This is a genomic window from Noviherbaspirillum galbum (assembly GCF_010974945.1).
Classification (GTDB): Bacteria; Pseudomonadota; Gammaproteobacteria; order Burkholderiales; family Burkholderiaceae_D; genus Noviherbaspirillum; species Noviherbaspirillum galbum.
Genome location: NZ_JAAIVB010000078.1, coordinates 131945 through 155137 on the forward strand (window position 1 = coordinate 131945; position 23193 = coordinate 155137).

15 protein-coding genes are annotated in these 23193 nt (G+C 65.2%); 4 read left to right on the top strand and 11 right to left on the bottom strand.

Going from position 1 to position 23193, the window contains the following annotated elements:
* Nucleotides 1-169: 169 nt before the first annotated feature.
* Nucleotides 170-4480, bottom strand: coding sequence for a response regulator (locus tag G3574_RS23270; RefSeq protein WP_163967937.1), 4311 nt, complete (start codon nucleotides 4478-4480; stop codon nucleotides 170-172).
* A 76-nt stretch (nucleotides 4481-4556) separates the two neighbouring features.
* Nucleotides 4557-6392, bottom strand: coding sequence for a putative bifunctional diguanylate cyclase/phosphodiesterase (locus G3574_RS23275; protein ID WP_235953583.1), 1836 nt, complete (start codon nucleotides 6390-6392; stop codon nucleotides 4557-4559).
* A gap of 395 nt (nucleotides 6393-6787) precedes the next feature.
* Here G3574_RS23275 and G3574_RS23280 point away from each other — a divergent pair, with 395 nt between their 5' ends.
* Nucleotides 6788-7894: a GNAT family N-acetyltransferase gene (locus tag G3574_RS23280; RefSeq protein WP_163967939.1), complete on the top strand. Its 1107-nt coding sequence runs from the start codon at nucleotides 6788-6790 to the stop codon at nucleotides 7892-7894.
* On the opposite strand, the gene G3574_RS23285 is transcribed toward G3574_RS23280, so the two are convergent.
* From G3574_RS23285 to G3574_RS23300, 4 genes are all read right to left on the bottom strand, one after another.
* Nucleotides 7857-8366, bottom strand: coding sequence for a hypothetical protein (locus G3574_RS23285; protein ID WP_235953584.1), 510 nt, complete (start codon nucleotides 8364-8366; stop codon nucleotides 7857-7859). The genes G3574_RS23280 and G3574_RS23285 overlap by 38 nt on opposite strands.
* Nucleotides 8363-9265 carry a hypothetical protein gene (locus tag G3574_RS23290; RefSeq protein WP_163967940.1) on the bottom strand — a complete coding sequence of 301 codons (903 nt, stop codon included), beginning with the start codon at nucleotides 9263-9265 and terminating at the stop codon, nucleotides 8363-8365. Before G3574_RS23290 ends, G3574_RS23285 begins: the two co-directional genes overlap by 4 nt.
* Entirely contained in the window at nucleotides 9262-10056 is a 795-nt protein-coding gene (locus G3574_RS23295; protein WP_163967941.1) for a hypothetical protein, read from the bottom strand. Before G3574_RS23295 ends, G3574_RS23290 begins: the two co-directional genes overlap by 4 nt.
* A 136-nt stretch (nucleotides 10057-10192) precedes the next feature.
* Nucleotides 10193-10765: a DUF6160 family protein gene (locus G3574_RS23300; protein WP_163967942.1), complete on the bottom strand. Its 573-nt coding sequence runs from the start codon at nucleotides 10763-10765 to the stop codon at nucleotides 10193-10195.
* A 436-nt stretch (nucleotides 10766-11201) separates the two neighbouring features.
* Between G3574_RS23300 and G3574_RS28870 the strand changes: the two genes are divergently transcribed.
* Nucleotides 11202-13940, top strand: a complete 2739-nt coding sequence (locus G3574_RS28870) for a LuxR C-terminal-related transcriptional regulator (RefSeq protein WP_163967943.1) — start codon at nucleotides 11202-11204, stop codon at nucleotides 13938-13940.
* Nucleotides 13941-13961: 21 nt separating this feature from the next.
* Here G3574_RS28870 and G3574_RS23310 read toward each other — a convergent pair whose 3' ends face one another.
* Nucleotides 13962-16172, bottom strand: a complete 2211-nt coding sequence (locus G3574_RS23310) for an FUSC family membrane protein (RefSeq protein WP_163967944.1) — start codon at nucleotides 16170-16172, stop codon at nucleotides 13962-13964.
* Between the two features lie 157 nt (nucleotides 16173-16329).
* On the bottom strand, nucleotides 16330-17253 hold the full coding sequence (locus G3574_RS23315; RefSeq protein ID WP_163967945.1) for a LysR substrate-binding domain-containing protein: 924 nt from the start codon (nucleotides 17251-17253) through the stop codon (nucleotides 16330-16332).
* A 181-nt stretch (nucleotides 17254-17434) separates the two neighbouring features.
* On the opposite strand from G3574_RS23315, the gene G3574_RS23320 reads away from it, so the two are divergent.
* On the top strand, nucleotides 17435-18136 hold the full coding sequence (locus G3574_RS23320; RefSeq protein ID WP_163967946.1) for a pirin family protein: 702 nt from the start codon (nucleotides 17435-17437) through the stop codon (nucleotides 18134-18136).
* A 62-nt stretch (nucleotides 18137-18198) separates the two neighbouring features.
* Here G3574_RS23320 and G3574_RS23325 read toward each other — a convergent pair whose 3' ends face one another.
* The 3 genes from G3574_RS23325 to G3574_RS23335 form a co-directional block, all read right to left on the bottom strand.
* Nucleotides 18199-19236 carry a LysR family transcriptional regulator gene (locus G3574_RS23325; RefSeq protein ID WP_163967947.1) on the bottom strand — a complete coding sequence of 346 codons (1038 nt, stop codon included), beginning with the start codon at nucleotides 19234-19236 and terminating at the stop codon, nucleotides 18199-18201.
* 223 nt (nucleotides 19237-19459) lie between these two features.
* Complete coding sequence (locus tag G3574_RS23330) at nucleotides 19460-20731, bottom strand: glycosyltransferase family 4 protein (protein WP_163967948.1); 1272 nt, start codon at nucleotides 20729-20731, stop codon at nucleotides 19460-19462.
* 51 nt (nucleotides 20732-20782) lie between these two features.
* Entirely contained in the window at nucleotides 20783-22255 is a 1473-nt protein-coding gene (locus tag G3574_RS23335) for a hypothetical protein (protein ID WP_163967949.1), read from the bottom strand.
* 310 nt (nucleotides 22256-22565) lie between these two features.
* On the opposite strand from G3574_RS23335, the gene G3574_RS23340 reads away from it, so the two are divergent.
* On the top strand, nucleotides 22566-23192 hold the full coding sequence (locus G3574_RS23340) for a hypothetical protein (protein ID WP_163967950.1): 627 nt from the start codon (nucleotides 22566-22568) through the stop codon (nucleotides 23190-23192).
* Nucleotide 23193: the final 1 nt, after the last annotated feature.

The following is a 23193-nucleotide window of genomic DNA, read 5'->3' on the forward strand; positions in this document are numbered from 1 at the left end:
CATGCCGCGACCACCGCCGGCGCATGGCCGGGCGGGGCGGCGCTGCGGAGCACGTCGCATCGTGCTATTGTAAAACGCCCGGCCCCGGCAGTTCAGTTGCGCAACTGCAAAACTCCGTCATCAAAAACACTTTTTGATTGATATCAAAGGCGTCGATGGCCCTTGGTAATCAGCGGTGCAGCCAGACCCGGATCAGTGTCAGCAGGCGCGCCAGGTCGACGGGCTTGGTGATGTAGTCCGAGGCGCCCGCCGCGATGCATTTGTCGCGGTCGCCCTTCATCGCCTTTGCCGTCAGGGTGATGATGGGCAGGTCCTTGAGCGCCGGCTGCGCGCGGATGGCTTGCATGGTGTCGTAGCCATCCATCTCCGGCATCATGATGTCCATCAGCACGATGTCGATGTCGGGATTGGCCTGCAGGACATCAATGCCGTCGCGGCCGTTTTCCGCGTACAGCACCTTCATTCCCTCGCGCACCAGCGCCGAACTGAGGGCGAAGATGTTGCGCACGTCATCGTCGACCACCAGCACCTTGCGGCCGGCGAGATCGAGCAGGCCGTCCCCGCCATCCCCCGGTGCGCCCGCCGCGGCATGCGGCCCGTCGCCCTGCGGAAGCTGCAGCAGCGACGCCGTTTCGGCCTGGAGCTCCTGGATCGAGGTCGTCATCCGGATCAGGGCGGACTGGCTGGCATGGTCGACCTTGCGCAGGTCTTCCTGGGTCAGGGTCTTTTCGGAATGCACCACGATCGGGACGCTCGCCAGCGCGGGGTGGCGGTCCACCGCTGCAAGCAGATCGACGCCGTGCGCATCGGTCGCATCGGGACTCAGGACGACGCAGTCGATGCGGCTCGATTCCAGCGCCCGCAGGGCTTCTTCGCCGCTGCCGACGGACTCGACCCGCACGTCGCCGCCGCCGATCAGCTCGAGCAGGGCGCGGCGCTGTCGTTCTTCCGGTTCCACGACCAGGACGTTGCGCGCATCTCCGGCGGGTCCGCTGGCGATGCGGCGCAACTCGGCATCCAGCGCATCCACCGCAAGCGGCTTGCGCAGGCGGCCGCGAACGCTTTCGGGCAACTGCAGCGGCGGCGCATCGTCCGCGGCATCGGCGCACAGCACGACGACCGGCACGTTCGACGTGACCGGGTCGCGTTGCAGCCGCTCAATGGTGAGCAGGCCTGCCTCGCGCTCATGGTCGAGATCGATCATCACGGCCAGGGGCTGGTAGTCGCGCGCCAGCGCGAGCGCGGCGTTCGGCTGGTCGGCCACCACGATCTTGAAACCATGGGCCCGTGCCTGCTCCGCCAGCACCGAGGCGAGCGCCTCATCCTTCTCGACGATCAGCACGCATTCTTCTCCCTCGCCGAGGAATTCCCGGTCGTCCCCGGCATCGGCGACGGTCGAGCGTTCCGCGGCGCCGGCGCGTTCCGCCCGCTGGCGCGCGGTTTCGAGCTGCCGTTCCCATACGGCGGGAAGATGGTGGAGTCCGGTGCCGGCGGGTTCGCACAGCGGCAGGTAGAGCGTGAAGATGCTGCCCGCGCCCACCGTACTCTCGACGCGGATTTCGCCGTTGAGCAGGCGTGCCAGCTCGCGGCTGATCGACAGGCCCAGGCCGGTCCCGCCATATTTGCGGGCGGTGCTGCCGTCGGCCTGCTGGAATGCTTCGAAGATCAGCTGCAGCTTGTCCGCCGGGATGCCGATGCCTGTGTCCTGCACCGAGAATGCCAGTACCGCGGGCGCGGCCGACAGGCCGCGGTTTTCCGGACTCCAGCCGCCGCCCGCGACGTCCATGTGCAGGGACACCTCGCCGTTGCTCGTGAACTTGAAGGCATTCGACAACAGGTTCTTCAGGATCTGCTGCAGGCGCGTCTTGTCGGTGATGAAGGTGGAAGGCAGGCGCGACGACATGTCGACCTTGAAGCCGATCTTGCGCGCGTCCGCCATATGGCCGAAGGTTCTCTCGACGAAGTTGCGCAGGGCATGGAAGCCGTATTCGCCGAGCTGCAGGGTGACGGTGCCAGACTCGATCTTGGACAGGTCGAGGATGTCGTTGATCAGGGTCAGCAGGTCGCTGCCGGAGCCGTGGATGGTGCGCGCGAACTCCACCTGGTTCGAGGTCAGGTTGCCGTCCGGATTGGCTGCGAGCTGCTGGGCCAGGATGAGCAACGAGTTGAGCGGCGTGCGCAGTTCGTGCGACATGTTGGCCAGGAACTCGGACTTGTATTTCGAGGACAGGGCAAGCTGCGTGGCCTTTTCTTCCAGCGCCATCTTGGCCTGTTCCACTTCGCGGTTCTTGCGTTCCACCTCGATGTTCTGGTCGGAGAGCAGGCGCGCCTTCTCCGCCAGTTCCAGGTTGGTCTGCTGCAGTTCCTGCGCCAGAGACTGCGACTGTGTCAGCAACGATTCGGTGCGGCTGTTGGCCTCGATGGTATTGAGCACTACGCCGATCGATTCGGTGAGCTGGCTCAGGAAGGACACGTGCGTCTCGGTGAAGCGGTCGAGGGAAGCGATCTCGATCACCGCCTTGACATGCTGCTCGAACAGGATGGGCAGCACCACGATGTTCACGGGCGGCGCGGCGCCGAGGCCGGACGACACCTGGATGTAGTCGCGCGGCACGTTGGTCAGCCAGACAAGGCGCTTGTCGCTGGCGCATTGCCCCACCAAGCCCTCGCCCGGCCGGAACGACGGCGGCAGATGCGGCCGTGCCCGATAGCCGTAGGTTGCCACGAGATGGAGGCGCGGATCGTCTTCCGCCGCGTCCATCAGGTAGAACACGCCATGATGCGCCGACACCAGCGGCGCGAGTTCGGACAGTATCATCGATGACACCGCCTGCAGGTCGCGCTGGCCCTGGAGCTGCCGGGTGAAGCGCGCGAGGTTGGTCTTGAGCCAGTCCTGCTGCGCATTCTTCTGCGTGGTCTCCTTCAGGTTGCGGATCATCTCGTTGATGTTGTCCTTGAGGTCCGCCACCTCGCCCCGTGCTTCCACCTGGATGGAGCGCGACAGGTCGCCGCGCGTCACCGCCGTCGCCACTTCCGCGATTGCCCGCACCTGGGTGGTGAGGTTGGCCGCGAGCTGGTTGACGTTCTCCGTCAGGTCCTTCCACGTGCCCGCGGCGCCCGGCACGCGCGCCTGGCCGCCGAGCTTGCCCTCCACGCCCACCTCGCGCGCCACCGTCGTGGCCTGGTCCGCGAACAGCGCCAGCGTGTCGATCATTTCATTGATGGTATCGGCGAGGGTAGCGATCTCGCCCCGCGCCACCACGGTCAGCTTCTTCTTCAGGTCGCCGTTCGCCACGGCGGTCACCACGCCGGCGATGCCGCGCACCTGTGCGGTGAGGTTGGCCGCCATGAAGTTCACGTTTTCCGTCAGGTCCTTCCACGTGCCGCCAACGCCTTCGACCTGCGCCTGGCCGCCGAGCTTGCCTTCGGTGCCCACTTCGCGCGCCACCCGCGTCACTTCCGAGGCGAACGAATTAAGCTGGTCCACCATCACGTTGATGGTGTTCTTCAACTCCAGGATCTCGCCCTTGACGTCCACGGTGATCTTCTTGGAGAGGTCGCCTCGCGCCACGGCGGTGGTCACGTCGGCGATGTTTCGCACCTGGGCCGTCAGGTTGCCCGCCATGAAGTTCACGTTGTCGGTGAGGTCCTTCCAGGTGCCGCCCACGCCCGGCACATAAGCCTGGCCGCCGAGTTTGCCCTCGGTGCCCACTTCGCGCGCCACCCGCGTCACTTCCGACGCGAACGAACGAAGCTGGTCGACCATGGTGTTGATGGTGTTCTTGAGCTCCAGGATCTCGCCCTTGACGTCCACGGTGATCTTCTTGGAGAGGTCGCCGTTCGCCACTGCGGTGGTCACGTCGGCGATGTTACGCACCTGCGAGGTCAGGTTGCCTGCCATGGAGTTCACCGAGTCGGTCAAGTCCTTCCAGGTGCCCGCCACGCCGGGAACGCTAGCCTGGCCGCCGAGCTTGCCTTCGGTGCCCACCTCCCGTGCCACGCGCGTCACTTCCGAGGCGAAGGAATTGAGGCGCTCGACCATGGTGTTGGCGGTCGACGCCGATCGCAGGAACTGTCCCTTGAGCGGACGCCCGTCGACTTCCAGCGCGACGTTCTGGGAAAGATCGCCTTTCGCCACCGCGCCGATGACGCGCGCCATCTCGTTGGTCGGATGCACCAGATCGTCGATCAGGGTATTTACCGACCTGACGATGCTTCCCCAACCGCCGGTCAGCCCCGGCACGGTCGCGCGCCGGTCGAGCTGGCCGTCCCTGCCAACCACGCGGCTGACGGTCATGAGTTCCGACACGGTCTGCTCGCTGGTGTCGATGATGTCGTTGAGGGTGTCGGCGACCTTGCCGGCAAGTCCGGTCCAGTCCGAGGGCATGCGCACCGACAGGTCGCCTCGCTTGAGGGCCCGCAAGGTGGCCAGCAAGGTTTTTACGTCGAGGTCGTCCACCTGGTCGATGCTTGGATTCATGTGATGTTCCTTGTGTGCTTCGGGGCGCCGGACGGCGCCCCGGGGCTGGCCTGAATGGCCGGGCAAGCTCGCTGCGTCAGGCCCGGATGGCCTGCATGACGTGTTCGCCGAGCGCGGCGGCGGGCAAGGGCTTGCTGAAGAGGTAACCCTGGTGTTCGTCGCAGCCGAGGTCGCGCAGGATGGCGAGCTGTTCCTCGGTCTCGACGCCTTCGGCGACGACGCGCAATGCCAGCGCGCGCGCCATGTTGACGACTGCGGCGACGATGGCGTTGTCGCCCGCGCCCTTGCCCAGGTCCCTCACGAAGGACTGGTCGATCTTGAGGATGTCGATGGGCAGGGACTTGAGCACCGACAGCGAGGAATAGCCGGTGCCGAAATCGTCGATCGCGATCGTGATGCCGCTCTCGCTGATTTCCTGCAAGACGCTCGTTGCCTTTTCCACATCGCGGATGACCAGCGATTCCGTGATTTCCAGCTGCAGCCAGGAAGGCGCGATCTGGTACTTGCGCAAGGCGCGATAGATCACTTCAGGCAGGTTGGCGTAGAGCTGCGGAATCGCGATATTGACGGCGATCGGCAGGTGCGGGAAGTGCGCGCCCGCATCCTGCCACGCGCGCGCCTGCGCGCACGCCTGGGCGATCACCCATTCGCCGATCGGCACCACCTGGCCGGTTTCGACGGCGGCCGGCATGAACTGCCCGCCGCTGAGCACGCCGAGGCGGGGATGGTGCCAGCGCAGCAGCGCCTCGACCCCGGCAACCCGTCCGGAGCGGACATCCACCTTGGGCTGGTAGTACAGCTCGAACTCTTCGTTCTCGAGCGCCTGCTCCAGTTCGTGTTCGAGCTGGCGGCGCTCGATGAGGCGCGCGTTGAGTTCGGGATGAAAGAATTGAATGCTGCCGCGCCGCTCCTGCTTGGCGTGGTACATCGCGAGGTCGGCGCTGCGCATCAGGTCCTGGACGGTCTGGCCGTCGTCGGGGAACATGGCGATGCCCACGCTGACCGAGGTGCGCACCTGCTGCGACTGCACGTTGAACGGCTTGGCGGTCGCAGCGAGGATCTTCTTGGCAACCTGGGCCGCGGCGGCATAGGAAGGCAGTCCTTCCATGAGGATCACGAATTCGTCGCCGCCGAGGCGGGCGACGATGTCGGCTTCCCGCACCGCGGAACGCAGCCGGGTTGCCATCTGCACCAGAAGATCGTCGCCTGCGTCGTGGCCATAGGTATCGTTGATGCTCTTGAACTTGTCCATGTCGAGGAACAGCAGCGCGAGATGCTCTTGCTGGCGCGCCGCGCGCACGGCCGCATGCTCGAGCTGTTCGGTGAGCGAGCGGCGGTTGAGCAGGCCGGTGAGCGAATCGCGCGTCGCGAGCGCCTGGGCGCGCTCCTCGGCCTGACGGCGCTCGGCGATCTCCGCTTCAAGCGCGGCGTTGACGCGCTTGAGCTTTTCCATCTGCTGCACCTGCAGGTTCTTGTTCAGCACCGCCAGCTCGCCCTTCTGCTTTTCAAGCAGCATGTTCTTGCGCTCGAGTTCGATGAACACAGAGACCTTGGCATGCAGCACTTCCGGGATGACCGGCGTGATCAGGTAATCCGCCGCACCGTGCGAGAAGCCCTTCATGCGATTCATTTCATCCGCGTAATAGGCGGTGATGAAGATGATGGGCACGGTGGCCGACATCGGGTGGGAGTGAATCAGTTCGGCGGTTTCGAAACCGTCCATGCCGGGCATGCTGACGTCGAGCAGGATGACGGCGAACTTGTGGGCAAGAACTTGCCGCAGCGCCTCCGTGCCGGAGGTGGCGGTCAGTACTTCATATTCGTGGGACTGGGGTGAATTAAGAAGGATGGTCTGGAGTGCGAACAGGCTTGCGGCGTGGTCATTGACCACGAGGACTTTTGGCTTCTGCAATTGGGAGCTCTCTTCATTGTGGCGTTTTCTTGGGGGCATTCCCGTGTTGCCGTCGTTCAATGACATGAGGTGAGCCTCTCAAAAAAACATTGATACGCGGCAACGAAATTCCGCTTTCCCTGTAGCGTCTCAGCGGAAACACATTTAGAAGGAGCAAGGGTGGATTTGTTCCCGGTCATATCGAGATTCGTCAAGGCAACCATTACCGTGAACAATAAAATGCTTTGGGGAAGGGCGGCTTGTGTGGCCGCAAGAGGCATGCGCGCGTGCTGCATGCCGGATGAACTTGGGCAGGTGGCGTCATCCAATTTGCAGGACCGGCGAGCGAGCCGTCCACCTTACCCTGGAGAAAGCAAGACATGCATGCGAAGCAGGCGTTGCAGGACGATATGCGGATGGATCTTTCACCTTCAAGAGAAACCTGCGCCGAATTGCAGGGACTCGTGTTTGACGGGCTGCCCGCCGATGCCGAGGCGCAGATGGCGCGGCTGTATGGAAATGTATATGCGCTGCCTGCGCAGTGGAAGCTGACTGGCATGCTGGCAGGAAATATCGGCTCCTACGTTGAATCCTGCGGCAACGAATTGACGGCAATCATCGTCTTCACGCGTGATGGGCGCCGGGTGCGCGTGCTCAACGAAGGACATTGCTTCCCGGCAGCACTTCTCGAGCGCTTTTCTGCCCAGATGTTTTCCCAAGGCAATGCCGACGTGGTTGTCTTGCATGCGGTTCAGGCCGATCCGGTCGCGGCATATCCGTCATTCGCCTATGAATGCCTGGAGGACATCGTGCTCGACCTGCCTCCGACGGAGGAAGCGTATTTCAGCCGCCTCGGCGGCGCCACGCGAAGCTACATCAAGCGTTACCTGAACAAGCTGAAGAAAACCTTTCCCACGCTCAGTCATGAGATCGCGTCCAGAGCGGATATACGGGAAAAGGACATCCTCGACCTGATCGCGCTCAACAAGTTGCGCATGGAGCAGAAGGGCAAGGTCGCCGGCATCGACGAAGTTGAGACGCGGCGCATCGTCGCGCTCGCCAAGGAATGCGGCATCCTGAGCGTGTTTCGCATCGACGGACGCATCATCGCAGGAACGATCAACTTCCAGGCGGGAAGCAACGTCTTCCTGGAGACCATCGCCCATGATCCGGAGTGGAACGACTACCGGGTGGGCACGCTTTGCTGCTACCTGACGATCTGCGAATGCATAAGGCGCGGCGCCCGCGAATATCATTTCCTGTGGGGGCCGCACGATTACAAGTTCCGGCTGCTCGGCGTGGAGCGCCGGCTGTGCCACCTGACGATCTATCGTTCCCGCCTGGAGATGGCGCGGCACCCGCTGGTGGCCGCGGGAGACCTCAAGGCGAGGCTGCGCCGCCAGGCGCAATCTTTGCGGCGGCGCCTGAAGGAAGAGGGCGGCATTGCCGGGTTCGCGCGCATGCTGGCGCCATGGTCCGGTGGGTCTAGTGGGCCCAGACGCGGAGCTGGCCCTGCAGGTTGATGGTGCCGTCGATCGAGACGCGCCCGAGGTTGCCCGTGACGGGCGCCGCCGGATCCGACTGCACGCTGAGCGATTCGAAGCCGACGTTGCCCAGCCTGATATGCTCGGGCAGGGTCAGCTCGAGATAGCTCGAACCGTCCGGCTTCTTCTGCACTTGCAGCAGCATGCCGGAGATGTCGACGTTGCCGCGCAGGTTCTTGATGACGATGTAGTTGGTCGCGCCATTGACGGTATGGCCGATGGCGATGCGGCTGTCGGTGACCGGATTGTTCAAGGTCGGGTCGTTGAGCGCGATGTGCGCCGCGATGCCGATGCCGTCGCCGCCGGCGATGCCTTCGAGTTCTGAATCAGGCAGGGGCTGCAAGCCCTGCAGTTCCTCCAGCGCGCTGTCGGCGCGGGCGCACGGCAGGAGCAGCGCCGAGAGGGCAGCCGCAAGCAGCAAGGCGTGGAAGGAGAATAGGGCGCGCTTCATGGGCGGAACCGGATGTCGAGGTACTGGATCTGCATGCTGCCGATGCGGCTGGAGCCGAGGTCGAGGTTGCCGGTCATGTCGCTCTTGAAGGAGATGTTGTCGATGCTCATGCCGCCCGCCGGCGCGCCTGCGCTGCCGGGCCAGTCGATGCCCAGCCGCAGGCGTGGCGTTCCGGAAGCATCGGCTTCCGCGCGCAGGATGCCGGGCTGCGTCGACACGTCGGCGATGCGCCAGGGCGAACGGGTCAGGTTGCCGTTGGCGTCGACCGCGCCGATGCGGATGCCGCGCATGTTCATTTGTTCGGCGACGCCGGCGGGGTCGGCCTGGGTGACGTCGTCGCGTCCACGCGGCCGGAAGATGAGGTTGCCGATCTCCGCGCCCAGCGCAAGTCCCCAGGCGAAGCCGTCGCCGCTGCGCGGCGTGGTGAGCTGGATGCCGCCGCCTAGCAGCGCGGCATCTTTCAGCACCACGCTGCCGCCGTCCTGGCTGATGCCATTGGCGTTGACGTTCCAGTCGAGGGCAGCTTGCCAGCGCACGTTGCCGCTGGCGTTTATGGGAAAGGCGAGTTCGAGGAAATCCGCCAGGCCGGCTTCGCTGCGCCGGATGTCGAGGCGGAACGGATCGGCGAAGGGCAGCGTCGGGTCGTCGGAGCGGCTCGCCGACAGGTTCGACAGCGTGAGGCTGGATGGCGAAGGGCCGGGAGTGTAGTAGGTGATGCGCGCATTGCTCGTCAGCGCGAAGTTCGACAGGTCGAAGCTCATGCCGTCGCGGCCTTGCACCGAGGAGAGCGCCTGGTCGTTCAATGCTTCCATGGCATGCGCGGAGGGCAGCAGGGCTGCCAGCAGGCATACCGTTGCCAGCGGACGCCGGCCGGAGCGGATGGCGAACATGGCCTTCATTTCGCGGCCGCCACGCCGGCCAGCAGATTGGGCGGGAGGGCGCCGGTGGCATTGAGCGCCGTCAGGCGGTCGCGCCAGTTCATCCAGAATCCGGCCTGGGCCACGTCGGGCAATGGCATGGCCGGGTTGGGCGCGGCGAACTGCACCGGCGTCTTCAGCACCGCCATCCAGAAGTCGCGGCTGGGTCCGTTGGCATCGCCTGCCCGGATCGCGCCGACCTGGTTGAAATTCAGGCAGGTGCCGGTGCAGGCGCCGTCCCAGCGCTTGCCGCCGCCGGGATCGCCGCGCGAGTCGAGCGTGCCCGCCGCGCCGCCATCGATGAGCATCGAGCCGCTCAGGGTGTTCAGTTTCAGTCCGATGTCGCCGGCGATGCTGTCGAAGCCGAAGCGCATGCCGACGATCTCGCGCGTGGCGGCATTGCCGCCGTTCCTGTAGACGACTTCGAAATAGGGATTGGTGATCTGCACCACCCGTTGGGCGGCCGTGCCGTCGCTGCGGCCGAACTGCAGGGCCGCGATGTCGATGTCCGCGCCGCTGCCGTTGCGCGCGGGATAGCTGTATTCTCCCCAGCGCATGTTGCGGAAATTGGCGTTCAGCGCAACGTCCGCGCCGAGCGAGATGCGTGAAAAGTCGAAGCCGTTGGCGCTGCTGTTGGTGAGTTCGAGCAGGCCCTGGCCGCTGGTGAGCGCCAGCTCGCTGTCATCGAGCGCCTGCATCTGGGCGCATGCGGTCGGCGGCGCCAGCAGGCAGCTTGCCGCGGCGAGTCCGGAAAGGGCAATGATGAGGCGCATGGCGGTCTGGGTCGGAAGCGGAGGGAAGGTGAAGAACCGTGACGTATCGTGATTCGGCGGGAAAAAGAGGCGCTTCCCGGCCGAAGCCGGAAAGCGCTGCCTCACCCTTGGATCACGTTGCTGTAAATGGCTTGGATCAGTGAGCCCAGATCCAGGCGGTGGTGCCGCGCAGGTCGACCTGGTTCATCTGGAACGAGCCGAAGGACGGATTGGCGTTGGCCGCGATGGTGCCCAGGTTGGCGCTTGCTGCGGAGCCATCGTAGCCGCTGCCCATGCGGATCGCATCGACGGACATGCTCAGGATCTTGTTCTTGTTGGCATCGTCGATCTGCATGGATGCCGGGATCGCGATCTGGACCACGTCGGAGGTGCCGTTCCACATGGCGGGCGAGGGGCCGGCGGCGGCCGTCAGGGTGACGCCGTTCGCGCCCAGGATCGCGTTGAACACGTTCTTGTTGATGACGTCGATGGTGGCGCCGATCAGGCCCTGCGTCTTCATGTTGTAGAAGCTTACCGAGCCGCCGGTGCCCACATCGGTGTCGGTGTACTTGAATTCGCCGATGTTCACGTTCAGGTTGGCGGCGATGGAAACGCCGTCCTGGCCGCTCACTGCGCTCAGGGATTCGTCCTGCATCTCGGTCATGGCGGAAGCGCTGACGGCGACGAAGGCGAGAGCAGCGGCGATGGCGGTTTTCTTCAACAGTTTCATGGAAAGTCTCCTAGTAGATGTGCGAATGCGGTAAGTTGTCGTAGCATGTTGCGGTTGCCGCCTTCCTGCCCCCGTGCCCTTTTGGAACACCCCTGAACTGGAAACCGGGATATCGCCCGGCGCTTCCCTGCAAGAATCCGGCACCGCTTTGGTCTTAATATAAAAGCAATATTAAGAGCCTTCATGTTAGGACAATGGCAACAAAATCCGGTGGCCGCGCCCCTTACCGCGCAAGCCAAACATCTGGCTGAAAGAGCCACGCCCGCCGCACCGCGTCCGCAAAGAAACTTCCAGGCTTCCCGGGTCATTCCTCGCTGCGCCGCGACGTGACAAAACTGTTACCGCAGATAAACTAGAGGCCGCGCTCTATTGTTTCGATGACAAGTTCATGTCATCGTTGTTGCCCCTCGTCACAACGAAGTGACCAGCCATTCCGATGCCAGACCAGTTGCGTGAACTGCCGCCCGTGCTCCGGCCGGCGCCTTCCAAGCTTCGCCCGCCGGCGATGGGGTTTCCCTTCGTGGCCCGCCCGCGGCTGCTGGAACGCCTGCGCGAGCATCCGGCGCGCCTGACCTTCGTCCAGGCGCCGGCCGGATTCGGCAAGACCACGTTCCTGCGCCATGTCTTCGACACCTGCGCCGAAGAGGGCTGGAAGGTCGCCTGGCTCACGGCGGACCAGGGCGACAACGACCTCGACCGCTTCATGGTGTGCCTCGGCCAAGCCTTCGCCCTGGCGAACGGCGATGACGCCGCCGGTGCGCAATGGCCATCTAACTTCGAACTCGGTTCCGCGCTCGAGCGCCAGCAAAGCGCCTTCATGCTGATCATCGACGAGTTCGAGCATGTCCATAATCCCGCCGTGCTCTCGGTCATCGAGCAGATGATCGACATGCTCGGGCCGCGCCAGCGCATCGTCATCGGCTCGCGCGAGCAGCCATTGATGAGCGTCGGCCGGCTGCGGGTGAAGCAGCAGCTGCTCGAGATCGATGCATTTCAATTGCGCTTCAGCGTGCAGGAGACCAGCCACCTGCTGCGGGAGAAGCGCGGCCTGCCGCTCGACGGCCAGGACATCGAGCGGCTGCACCAGCTGACGGACGGCTGGCCTGCCGCCTTGTGGCTCTCCTCCATGGCGCTGCAGGACAACGACGATCCGAAGCGCTTCATCAGCCATTTCACCGGCAGCAACAGCGTCGTCACCTCTTACCTGGCGGAGGACGTGCTGTCGCACAAGCCGAAGGAAGTCCAGGACTTCATCCTGCAGACCAGCATCCTCCAGACCTTCTGCGCCGACAGCTGCAACGCGGTGACAGGGCGCAGCGACAGCCGCCGCCTACTCGAGGACCTCGAGCGTTCCAGCATGTTCGTCACCGTACTCGATGACCAGCATGCCTGGTATGCCTACCATCCGCTCTTTGCCGGCTTCCTGCGCGGCCAGCTCGAACGGCAATCGCCGGGCCTGGCGGCCGTGCTGCACCGGCGGGCCGCCCTGTGGCATGTCGCCCAGCAGCGTCCGGTCCCGGCGATCGACCATGCGCTCGCATGCGGCGACCAGGAACTGACCCTCGAACTTCTGGAAAAGCATGCCGAGTCGCTGCTGCTGCGCGGACGGGTGCGGCTGCTGGCGCGCTGGCTCGACGGCGTGCCGCACGAGGCGCTGCTGGAGCGGCCTGCGCTGGTGACGGTGTATGCCTGGTCGCTGATCCACATCAACCGCAGCGAGGAGGCGCTCGCCCTGCTCGAACATAGCGCCACCGCTGGCGCGGGCAGCGTGCTGCCGCATCCGATCTACCTGGTGCTGAAAACCTTGAGCCTCTTCATGCTCGACCGCTCCGAGCAGACCGCCGCCATGTGGGAAGACCCGCACATCCTCGGGACGGCGGAAAAGGAACCCTTGCTGCGCAGCATGCTGCTGATCGGCTGCGCGTATTACCAGGCGACCACCAGCCGCTTCCAGGAGGCGCGTGTGATGCTCGACCACGCCACCCGCGAGCGATCCGCCATCGGACCGCTGTTCAGCATCACCGTGGGCGGCTACGTGCACGCCATGCTGGACCTGATGCAAGGCCGCCTGCGCGCGGCGACGGCGCGCCTGCAGGCCCTCATCGGCCATCCCGCGCCGTACGCGCCGAGGCAGGCCGGCGCGGACGCCGGCTGCGCCCGCCAGGGCGCGGATACCGGGTTCGCCAGCCTGTATCTCGCCGAGGCGCTCTACGAGGCGGACGCGCTCGATGAAGCGAAGCGCCTGCTCAAGCTCTACCTGCCGCTCGTGAAGGACGCCGGCATTCCCGACCAGCTCATCGCCAGCCACGTCCTGCATGCGCGCATCCTCCACGAGCAGGGCCAGGGCGGCGACGCCATGCATGTCCTGCTCGACCTCGAACAGCTGGGCATGCAGCGCGGGCTGCTGCGCATCATCGACATGGCAAGGCTGGAGCGCGCGCGCCAGGCGACCCTCGACGGCAACCAGGTCGTGGCGCGCGACCTGCTGGCGCTCGTCGGCGAACAGCCGTCATGGCTGTGCCGCCATGTGCAGATGGTGGCCAACGACATCGAGACGCCGGCGCTCGCGCATTACCGCTGGCATGTCCGCTTCGGCAACCCGCATGCCATCCTTCCCGGCCTCAAGGATCATCTGCACGATGCCCAGGCGCGCGGACGTATCCGCTATGCCATCCGGGTGAAGATCCTGCATGCGCTGGCGCTGCACCTGGCCGGCCAGCGCAACCTCGCCCTGCGCACCATCAAGGAAGTGCTGGAGGATGCCATGCCGGAAGGGATCGTCCGGCCGTTCAAGGAGGAAGGTCCGCTGCTGCTCGGCCTGCTGCGCGAACTGCTCGACGGCAGCGGCGAGCCGGGGGAGCGCGAGGAACGCGATCGCGCGGGCCTGCTGGCCTTCATGCAGAGGATGCGGGGCGAGCCGTCGACCACTGGCCTGACGACGCCGCCGCCTTCCGCGCTGGCGCGCGCACCCGTCCAGCAGAGCGACCTGACCTCGCGCGAACTCGACGTGCTGGTGCTGCTGGCGAAGGGTCACGGCAACCAGGCGATCGCCGAAAAGCTGTTCGTTTCCATCACCACCGTGAAGACCCATCTCCGCAACATCAATGCCAAGCTCGGCGCGCACAACCGCACCGAAGCCATCTCGCTGGCGCGCTCGCGCTGCATCATCGACTAGCATCCGCTTAGGGAACATCGCTCAGCCCGGCCGGCTGTCCCGCGCCGCGCCCACCGCCACGCCGGCTTGCCGGAAGACCGAGCCGATGGCCGCGCTGACACCGGTGATCACGTCGGCGTCGCTTGCAAGCTGACGCGCGCGTTGCTGCAGGAGCCGGTAACCCGTCCACGCCCGCGCCGCATCGGACGTCTCCTCGGTCCCGTCCTCCCGGGCGGCGGACGCGTCCGCCGCCCGCAGGCGCGCCTCGGGCGCGCGCAGCGCCTCCTGCGCCGTGCCCAGCTGGCCGGCCAGGCCGCGCGCGATGCGTTCTATCATCGCCGCCGGCAGGCCGTTTTCCGGCGGGGCCGGATGGCGGTGCATGATCAGCCGGATGGCGGCGCAGTGGGCCACCACGAGATAGTTCTGCACCACGAAGCGGTCCAGTTCCATCAAGGCATAGCGCTTGTTCTCCGGCTCGTCCTGCATGCGCTGCAATGCGTTGCCAAGGCCGGCGATGCTATCCATGAAGCGCTTGCGCGCGACGCGGTAGGCGAAGTCGTCGGCATCCTCGTCGAGCAGCAGCTTGCGCCAGGCGGCGATGTAGCCGCGGTTCGCCGCCAGCACCCGGTCGGCCTGGCGCGGAATGTCCTCGTACTCCCATGACGGCAGGACGTAGGTGAAGACGCCGGCGATCAGCACGCCCACGCCGGTATCGAGCAGGCGCTCCAGCATGGCGTGCGAGGCTTCCGGCGTGGTCAGGCCGATGAGCAGCAGGACCTGGGCGCTGGCGGCGATCGCGGTGTAAAGGTAGCGGATGTTGAGGAAGGCAGGGGCGGCGGCCGTGGCGATGAACAGCATGCCCAGCAGCGCGAGCGGCGCATGCACCACCTTCAGGATCAGCGCCGTGAGCACCGAGCCGACGAGCGTGCCAATGACGCGGTCGTTGCGCCGGCGCCGGGTCATGCTGTAGTTCGGTTTCAGGATCACCGCCACGGTGAGGGCGATCCAGTAGCCGTGCGTGGCATAGGGAAGGACGCGCGACAGCGCGAGCGCGAAGGAAATGCCGACCGCGACCCGGATTGCATAGCGGAAGGTGGGCGAGCCGAGCCGGATCTCGGACACCAGGATGCGCCACTCGTAGCGTTGCCGGCTGAGAAAGGGCGCCCAGGCATCCTGTATCGCCGGCGGCTCGGGGATGCTTGCGCCGCTGCCGGGCCGGTGCAGGCGTTCGACGGCCCGCAACAGTTCCCGCAGCTTGACGATGGTGACGCGCAGCGCATAGTCGGCGGCCGGCGTGGAGCGGCCGGCGTCGGTCGCCTGCCGGGCCTGGGCTTCGATGCGGTCGAGTTCGGGGCCGCGGTCCGGCGGCGGGGCGGGCAGGCGGTTCTGCGCCATGGCGAAGGCAACGTTTTCGAGATCGTCGGCAAGCAGGCCGGCGAGGCGGCCGAACGCCATCAGCAGGTCGCCGTCGGAGACATGCTTGCGCAGCAAGGCATAGTCGGGGTGCATGGCGAGCGCCAGCTCGTAGACATCCAGCATGGCGTAATGCGCGCGCACCAGCAAGGTGTCGCGCTGCGCCGGCGCCACCCGCAGGATGAGGTCGCGCGAAGCCTGCTGCCGTTCCGCCAGCGTGGTCTGCTGGCGCACGAGGCGCGTGAATTGCGTGCCAAGGTCGCGCCGCGCATCGTAGAAGCCCGCCTTGATGCGGAGATACGCGGCGAGCGCGTAGAGCGACTCGGCCAGCACCTGCTGCTTGATGCGTTCGCGCAGCCACCACGACACGGCCAGCGAATACAGCATGTAGGAAAAGCCGCCGGCAAAGAACAGCAGGCTGGTGGCCACGGCATGCTCGCCGCCGGTCGGATTGCTGCCGGTCTGCATCATGGTGAAGAGCGCGGCGAACTGCAGCGGCATAGCCTTGCGTCCGAAGACGACCAGCATGCTGGTGATGAAGCCGACCAGGCCGGCCAGCGGGACCAGCAGCCAGGGGTGCGGCGCGCACAGGCTGCTCACCAGGGCGATTGCCGAGCAGAGCAGCACGCTGGTCAGCATCTCATTGAATTTGTGCTTCAAGGGACTGGGCAGGTCCATCAGGCTGTTGCACAGAGCCCCGAAGGCAACCGCGACGCCGATGCGTTCGCCGAAGGCAAGGGTTGCCAGCAGGGCGATCCCTACCACGCCGGTGGCGATGCGCAGGCCGGTATAGAAGTAATGGCTGAAGAAGAAGGTGCGTGGCGAAAGGGCGTAGTGCATGGAAACGATTGCCTGTCTGGATGGCGGGGTTGGACGTTGCGCGGCGCGATGGGTCATGCGGGCCGGCATGCATGAGAGCTTGGAGCGGCGAAGACGCCTGCCGTTCTGTCATTCCGGCGGCGCCCTCCGATGCATGGCGGCAATCTCGGGGCAGTCGCTAGGACGCGGGCGCCGGCATCGCCAGCAAGCGCGCCAGCGGCGGGTTTTCCTGCATGCGTGCCATCCACCACGTCATTGCCTGTCCTTCCTCGCCGCTGCGCCAGGCGAGGTGGAAGGATTCCGGCGCCCTCGGTTCCTCCACCTCCTTTTCCACCAGCAGGCCGGATGCGATCGCCTGCCTTGCCCATGCCTCGGGCAGGAAGCCGACGCCGAGGCCGGCTGCCAGGAAGGCAAGCTTCGTCTCCATGTCCGGCACTGTCAGCACGTCCTGGCCGAACAGCAGGCCGACGGTGCGCGCGGGAAGCCTGCGCGCGGAGTCCGCAACCGAAACGGCGCGCCAGGTCTGCAGGTCGTCCTTGGCCAGGGGGCGTTTTACCGCGGCCAGGGGATGACCCGGCGCGACAGTGAAGATGAAAGGAATCTGTCCCAGCGGCAAGGTGGTATAGCCGCCGCCGGACGGCCCCTCGCCTGCCGCTCCGACCAGCAGGTCGACGCGTCCGTCGAGCAGCGCTTCCCAGGTGCCAGACATGGATTCCTGGACGATGCGCAGGCGGGTCTGGTCCGTGCACGCATAGAAGTCGGCGACGTCATCGCGAAGTCCGAACGGCGAGAACAGCGAGTCCATGCCGATGATGAATTCGGTTTCCCAGCCCGAGGCGACGCGGCGCACCCGGCATTCCAGGTCGCCCGCCGCCTTGAGCAGGTAGCGTCCTTCGCGCAGCAGTTCCCGCCCGGCCGCCGTCAGTTCCACCCGCGGGCCGGAGCGCTCGAAAATCTGCACTCCGAGGTCTTCTTCCAGCTTGCCGACGGTATACGAGATGGTCGACGGCACGCGGAACAGCTCCTTGGCGGCGCGCGCGAAGGAACCGCGGCGATCGATGGCGTCGATGATCTGCAGGGCGTCGAGGCTAAGCTTCAGCATGGGATGGGCATTCGAAAATTTCGATCATTGGACGGTAAACTTTCCGTTTTGATTTCCGGGCCGGCGTCACCATAATACAACCATGTCGAGAGAGATGCGTTGAGAAAGGCCGGATGGAACGGCCTGAACGTCAGCGACAAGGGCATTCAAAATTTTCGAACCAAACTGGAAAGGATGCATCATGCTGCAAGTCCGCAAAGGCAATGAACGTGGCACCGCCAACTTCGGCTGGCTGGATTCGAACCACAGCTTTTCGTTCGGCCATTACTATGATCCGCGCCACAACGGCTTCGGGCCGCTGCGCGTGATCAACGAAGACCGGGTCGAGCCGGGCGCGGGCTTCGACACACACGGGCACCGCAACATGGAAATCGTTTCCTATGTGCTGAGCGGCGCGCTCGAGCACAAGGACAGCATGGGCAACGGTTCCGTGCTGCGTTACGGCGACGTGCAGCGCATGAGCGCCGGAACGGGGGTACGGCACAGCGAGTACAACCCGTCCGACAGCGAGCAGGTGCATTTCCTGCAGATCTGGATCGAACCCGGCGTGCAGAACGTGACGCCGGGCTACGAGGAAAAGCATTTCGACCAGGCGTCGAAGATCGGGCAGTTGCGCCTCATCGTGTCGCCGGATGGAAAGGACGGCTCGGTATCGGTGCACCAGGATGCGCGCGTCTACGCATCCATCCTCGGGCAGGGCCACGAGGTGCGGCATGAACTGCAGTCCGGGCGCCTTGCCTACGTGCACGTCATCCGCGGCAACGTCAGCGTCAATGGCGTGAGCCTCGCCGGCGGGGATGCGCTGAAGCTGAGCGACGAGGCCCTTGTGACCTTGAACCAGGCCGATGATGCGGAAGTGCTGCTGTTCGACCTTCCGCACTGACGCACTGACGCCATGCAGAAGCGCCTTCCGCGAGGAAGGCGTCTTCCCGCACCGCATTGCGGTCAAGGCAGGGAGGCGGTTCCCTGGTCGCCGTTCGATGCCGCGCCAACCTGGCCGTGCGACGACTCGCCGGAAATGTCCTGCAGGATCTCGGCCAGCTTGCGCGCGCCCGCGTGCAGGCGTATCGGGTTGCAATACACCAGGTGAAGCATGCTGGTCTGCGCCGCGATGCCTTCCAGCGGCAACATGCGAAGGCTGTGCTTCTGCAGCAAGGGCTCCAGGTGATGGCGGGGCAGCCACGCATAGCCGAATCCCTCGGAGAGGGCATTGATCGCCCGGTCGATGCCGCTCACATGCCACGGCGGCACCCGCCTCGCGCTGTTCCGCCTGCTCGCAAGCGGCGGCGTCACGCTGCCGGAGACGACGACCTCGACCTGGTTTTCGAGATCCTGGACCGTCAGCGCGCGATGCAGCTGGAACAAGGGATGCATGGGATGCGCGACCGCGATCATCTCGATGAAGATCAGCGGATCGGCGGCGAAACCGCGCGGCACGTTGCTGCTGATCGCCAGGTGGGCGCCATGGTCGCGCAGCAGGTTTTCCGCTTCGGCGGGACCCGCTTCCTTGAGCGCAACCTGCGTGTGCCCGGCCTCCTTGTCGAATTGCCTGAGGGCCCACATCAGGAGCTTGTTCGGGAAGTTGCCGTCCACGACCAGGCGCACTTCGCTGCCCAGGCCGTCCCGCAGCTTTTCCGCGAGCACTTCCAGTTCGAGCGCTTCGTGCATCAGGTTGCGCGAACGTTCGAGCAAGGTGCGGCCCTCTTCGGTGACATAGGCCTTCCTGCCTTCGACCTTCAGCAGGCAGACGCCGAGCTGCTCTTGCAGCTTGGCAATCGAATAGCTGATGGCGGACTGGCTGAGGTGAAGGTGGTTGGCGGCGCCGGTGAAACCATTGCAGTCGACCACCGCGTGGAGCATTCGCAATTGACGCAGGCTGACATGCAGGCTTCTCGCATCGTAGAGGCGCCTGCCTCGCAGTGCGCCAGTTTCATTCAGCTGCAAACCAAGGAGGCATGAGGGTGTATTGTTGTTTGGCTTCATCGCTTTTCCATTCAAACATCTACCACTGAACCGTGTCGACCAGCTGAACTTGAGTCGGACTGAAAACCCTAACATCGCGTGGATCAACCATCTTTTTTGTGACTGCTAGTTTTAATCTAGCTCAAGCCAGTTACCCTGGGGTTCCTCTTTCTGTTGCGCTCATCATGCGGGCGTTACGAATACCGGGAAAAACAGCAAAGGTCATCGGACAAGCCGCGGTGTCTCAGCCTTTGGTCAAGGGGGCCAGCTCGGGGCGCGGCTGCGCGACCGGATCCACGCAGCGGTCAAGGGTTTCCGCAAGCCGCCGCGAAAGCATCTGGAAGCGATGATGCGTCTCGACATAATGCCGGCCGGCCAATCCCATCCTGCGGCGTTCGGCGTCGCCCAGATTCCATAGCTTGACGATGGCGTCGCCAAGCGCGGCCGGATCGGCGGGCGGCACGGCGATGCCGGCGTTCGCGTCGGCCACCGGGTTGTTCGCGGCGGCGGAGGCGATGAGGATGGGACGCGCGGCGGCAAGGTAATCGAACAGCTTGTTCATGCTGATGCCATAGCGATAGAGTTGCGGCCGATCCAGCACGGAAATGACGAAGGCATCCGCCTGCGCCGCGAGCGCGGGAATGGCCGTCTTTGCGACCGGCGGCTCGAAGCTGACGTTGTCGAGCCCGAGGCGCCGCGCCAGCTCGCGCAGCTCGGGCTTGAGCGGACCGTCGCCCACCATGCGCAGCTGCAACGCTCCCGGCGGCAATTGGCGCGAGGCATGCAGCAAGGCATGCAGCACATGATCGAGCCCGTTGGCGGTGCCATGCGAACCAAGGTACATCAGCACGAAGGGCGCGCCCGGAGCGGGCTGAGGCTTCGCCGCCAGGGGAAAGGCATCGGTTTCCACGCCATTCGGTATCCACGTGACCTTGCTGCGGGGGATGCCCAGCGGCGCGATGTAGTCGGCCGCGTTCGGAAGCACGGTGACGATGTTTTCGGCGGACCGATACAAGGCGCGCTCCAGGCGGCGCAGCATCCAGGTCATCGGATGGCGTTCAGTCAGCCGTCCCAGGTCGATCAGCGTCTGCGGCCACAGGTCCCGCACCTCGAACAGGAAAGGCACCCCATGGCGGCGGGCAAGCAGGGCGCCCGCCAGCGCCGCGAAGGGATGGACGCTCGAGCCGATGATGGCGTCCGGACGGGGCAGGGCGGCGGTAGACGCGGGCAGCAGGGCGCGCATGGTGTAGGCGAGCATGTTCACCATGCGGCCGCCGCCATTGCCGCGATAGCGCGGCGTGCGCAGCCAGAGAAAAGGGACCTTGCCGCACACTTCGTGGCGGAAAGCCTCGTTCGCCTGCAATCGCTGGCCGTCGCCGTTATGCTCGGCGCTGGCCGCGATGATGGTGGCTTTCCAGCCGAAACGGGGCAGGTGCTCGGACAAGCTGTAGTGCCGCGTGCCGCCGGGCGCTCCCGGCTCCACCGCATAATGGTTGAGTATCCATACTTGCTTCATGCTCGCTCCTTTCCGGGACGCCCCTTGCCAGGCAAGGGGCACAGGCCTGCCTCAGGGATGAACCAGCGAGGCCAGGAACATGCTCATGTAGAGTGAGCGGTAACGCACCGGCACGCCCTGGCCCAGGTTGGGATAGAAGCGTTCGATGAAAGCCCGGTCATCGGGCGCGCTGCTGTAGGCGATGTCATACAGCCGGCGTCCCAGCAGGCCGATCATGGGCAGGTAACGGGCCCAGGTGACATAGCCGCCGGTGGGAAAGGAATCCGTCATGCCATAGGGTGCGGTGCCGGCCGTGCAGCCGGGTGCGGCAACCACGCCGAACCAGCCATTGGCGCCGCTCCAGTAATTCGCGAACAGCGGCCGCAGCGTATCGCCGTTCCATGGGCCATTGAGCAGCATGGCGGCAAACGCCTGCGGCAGCGTTGGCAGCGGCAGGCGGGCCTCGCTCACCGCGAACACCGATTTCAGCGCCGCGCGGTTGCGCTCGAAGGCATCGACCGCCTGCACCAGCCGCCGCGCATGGCTCAGGTCCCAGCCGATGTCGGCGCGCTGGGGTATCGCAGCGGTGTCCACGCGCGGCACGCCGGCCGGACAGGACACCGGGCTGTCGGCGCCCTCGTAGGCGGCGTAGGCATTGGCCGCCATCCGCTTCCAGTATCCCCGGTCGAGGTCGGCGGAGTCCGTGTTCGCAAGCCGCAGCGCGGGACTGTTCAGGATGGACACGCGCGCGCTGAATGCCTGCAGCAGCGCATTCAGATGCTGCTTGAGCTTGCCATCGGCGGCGGTCGTGGCCCCGAGCCCCTGCTTCACTTGCCACTGGCGCAGGCCGGCCAGTTCCGCGTAGATGGTCAGCGGCCACAGGTCCTGGTCGGAAAAGAGCAGGAAGGAATCATCGGCGCGCACATCCTGAAGACCGGCCTTGCGCACCTGCATCAGGCGATTGATTTCATAGTCGCCCGACCAGCGCAGCATGTGTTCGGTCACGATGGCAACGGTGTCGTTGATGAAGTCTTTCTCCTTGCCCGACAGCGGTGCATCCGAAGTTGCGAGCGCATTTGCAACGAACGAGGCGAGTCCGAGGAACTGGAAGCTGACGAGCTTGACTTCGCGGCCAAGCAAGCCGTTGTCGGCGCAGATGGCGCCGCCGCGGCAGATCCATGCGCGGCCCGTTGCCGGCGCAGGCGCGGGCTCGAGCGAAGGATAGGTGGCGGCGACCAGGCCGGCCGCCTCGCGCAACCGGTCGATGCGCCCGCATTGCTGGGCCATCGACCACAGGCTCTGGCTATAAAGCTGCATGTCGTAGAGCGCATAGGTATCGCCCTGGCCGAGCAGGCGCTCCGGCAGCATTTCCTGCTCGAACGGCGCACGGACTTGCTGGTCCCACAACTGCCACGTGTCCGCTTCGACGCGGCCGCCACAGAGGAAATCAGCGTCCGCGCTGCTTGCCTGCGCGCCGGCGGCCAGCGGAACCTGCAGCGCGAACAGCAGCGCGATGACAAACAAGGAATGCAGGCGGGTAATCATGCGTGCGTCCGGTTCGGGGGTAAGGACATGGTGTCCGCTCACGTTGCTTGGCTTGGCTTGGCTTGGCAGGCGGGCAAGGATTGCCCTTCCCGCGCCTCGCGGAAGGGCTCGATCACGCCATGCGGTTGCAGTTTGACTAAGTCCAATAGCGGTGTGCTTGACCTAATTCAAACTACAACGGATCGATGAGATGCCTGTCGCATCGGCGGACAAATGCATCAGGCGATTCGATGGAGCGCGGCCGGAACGATCGAGGTTTTCGATGGATCCAGGCCCACATGGCGGACATTCCCTTTCATTTCGGCCATCATTGGAAAAACTGGTAAAACTTGTTGCCTATCTCGGCAATGCAAGCGTGATGATTCCGCTGGCATGCGGCATCGCGGCCTGGCTTGCGTTATCCGGGGCTGCCGGCCTGGCATGGCGCTGGATGCTGCGCTTTGCCGTCGCCTGCCTGCTGGTGGCCGCATCGAAGGCGGCCTACATGGGCTGGGGCGTTGCGCTGCCGGAGATCGATTACAACGCGCTGAGCGGCCATGCCATGCTGGCGGCGGCCGTCTTTCCCGTGCTGTCGCGCACGATGCTGGGCAGGATGATTGCGCATCCGGCCGGCGCCGCAGCCTTGCCCGGCCTCGGGCTCAGCGTGGCGATGCTGGCCTTCCTGGTGCATTTCGGCTTCCATACCTTGTCGGAAGCGTTGGGCGGATGGCTGCTGGGTTGCATCGCCAGTCTCCAGGTCATCCGGCGCCTGCCGCCTGCACCGCACGCATCATCCGACCCATCTATTCCGGTTGCCTCGCTGCGCTGGATCGCCGCGGCATGCACCGTGATCTTCCTGGCATCCGGCTGGCTCGCGCACGGCCATGGCAAGACCTGGATAGAAAAAGCCGCGCTGCATCTTTCAGGCAGGACGTCGCCGATCGCCTGGAAACGCTGAG

Excerpts from the sequence above, each read along its gene's own strand:
- G3574_RS23270 (WP_163967937.1), bottom strand. The coding sequence starts at position 4,480 with ATGAATCCAAGCATCGACCAGGTGGACGACCTCGACGTAAAAACCTTG.
- G3574_RS23280 (WP_163967939.1), top strand. The coding sequence starts at position 6,788 with ATGGATCTTTCACCTTCAAGAGAAACCTGCGCCGAATTGCAGGGACTC.
- G3574_RS23285 (WP_235953584.1), bottom strand. The coding sequence starts at position 8,366 with ATGAAGCGCGCCCTATTCTCCTTCCACGCCTTGCTGCTTGCGGCTGCC.
- G3574_RS23290 (WP_163967940.1), bottom strand. The coding sequence starts at position 9,265 with ATGAAGGCCATGTTCGCCATCCGCTCCGGCCGGCGTCCGCTGGCAACG.
- G3574_RS23295 (WP_163967941.1), bottom strand. The coding sequence starts at position 10,056 with ATGCGCCTCATCATTGCCCTTTCCGGACTCGCCGCGGCAAGCTGCCTG.
- G3574_RS23300 (WP_163967942.1), bottom strand. The coding sequence starts at position 10,765 with ATGAAACTGTTGAAGAAAACCGCCATCGCCGCTGCTCTCGCCTTCGTC.
- G3574_RS28870 (WP_163967943.1), top strand. The coding sequence starts at position 11,202 with ATGCCAGACCAGTTGCGTGAACTGCCGCCCGTGCTCCGGCCGGCGCCT.
- G3574_RS23310 (WP_163967944.1), bottom strand. The coding sequence starts at position 16,172 with ATGCACTACGCCCTTTCGCCACGCACCTTCTTCTTCAGCCATTACTTC.
- G3574_RS23315 (WP_163967945.1), bottom strand. The coding sequence starts at position 17,253 with ATGCTGAAGCTTAGCCTCGACGCCCTGCAGATCATCGACGCCATCGAT.
- G3574_RS23320 (WP_163967946.1), top strand. The coding sequence starts at position 17,435 with ATGCTGCAAGTCCGCAAAGGCAATGAACGTGGCACCGCCAACTTCGGC.
- G3574_RS23325 (WP_163967947.1), bottom strand. The coding sequence starts at position 19,236 with ATGAAGCCAAACAACAATACACCCTCATGCCTCCTTGGTTTGCAGCTG.
- G3574_RS23330 (WP_163967948.1), bottom strand. The coding sequence starts at position 20,731 with ATGAAGCAAGTATGGATACTCAACCATTATGCGGTGGAGCCGGGAGCG.
- G3574_RS23335 (WP_163967949.1), bottom strand. The coding sequence starts at position 22,255 with ATGATTACCCGCCTGCATTCCTTGTTTGTCATCGCGCTGCTGTTCGCG.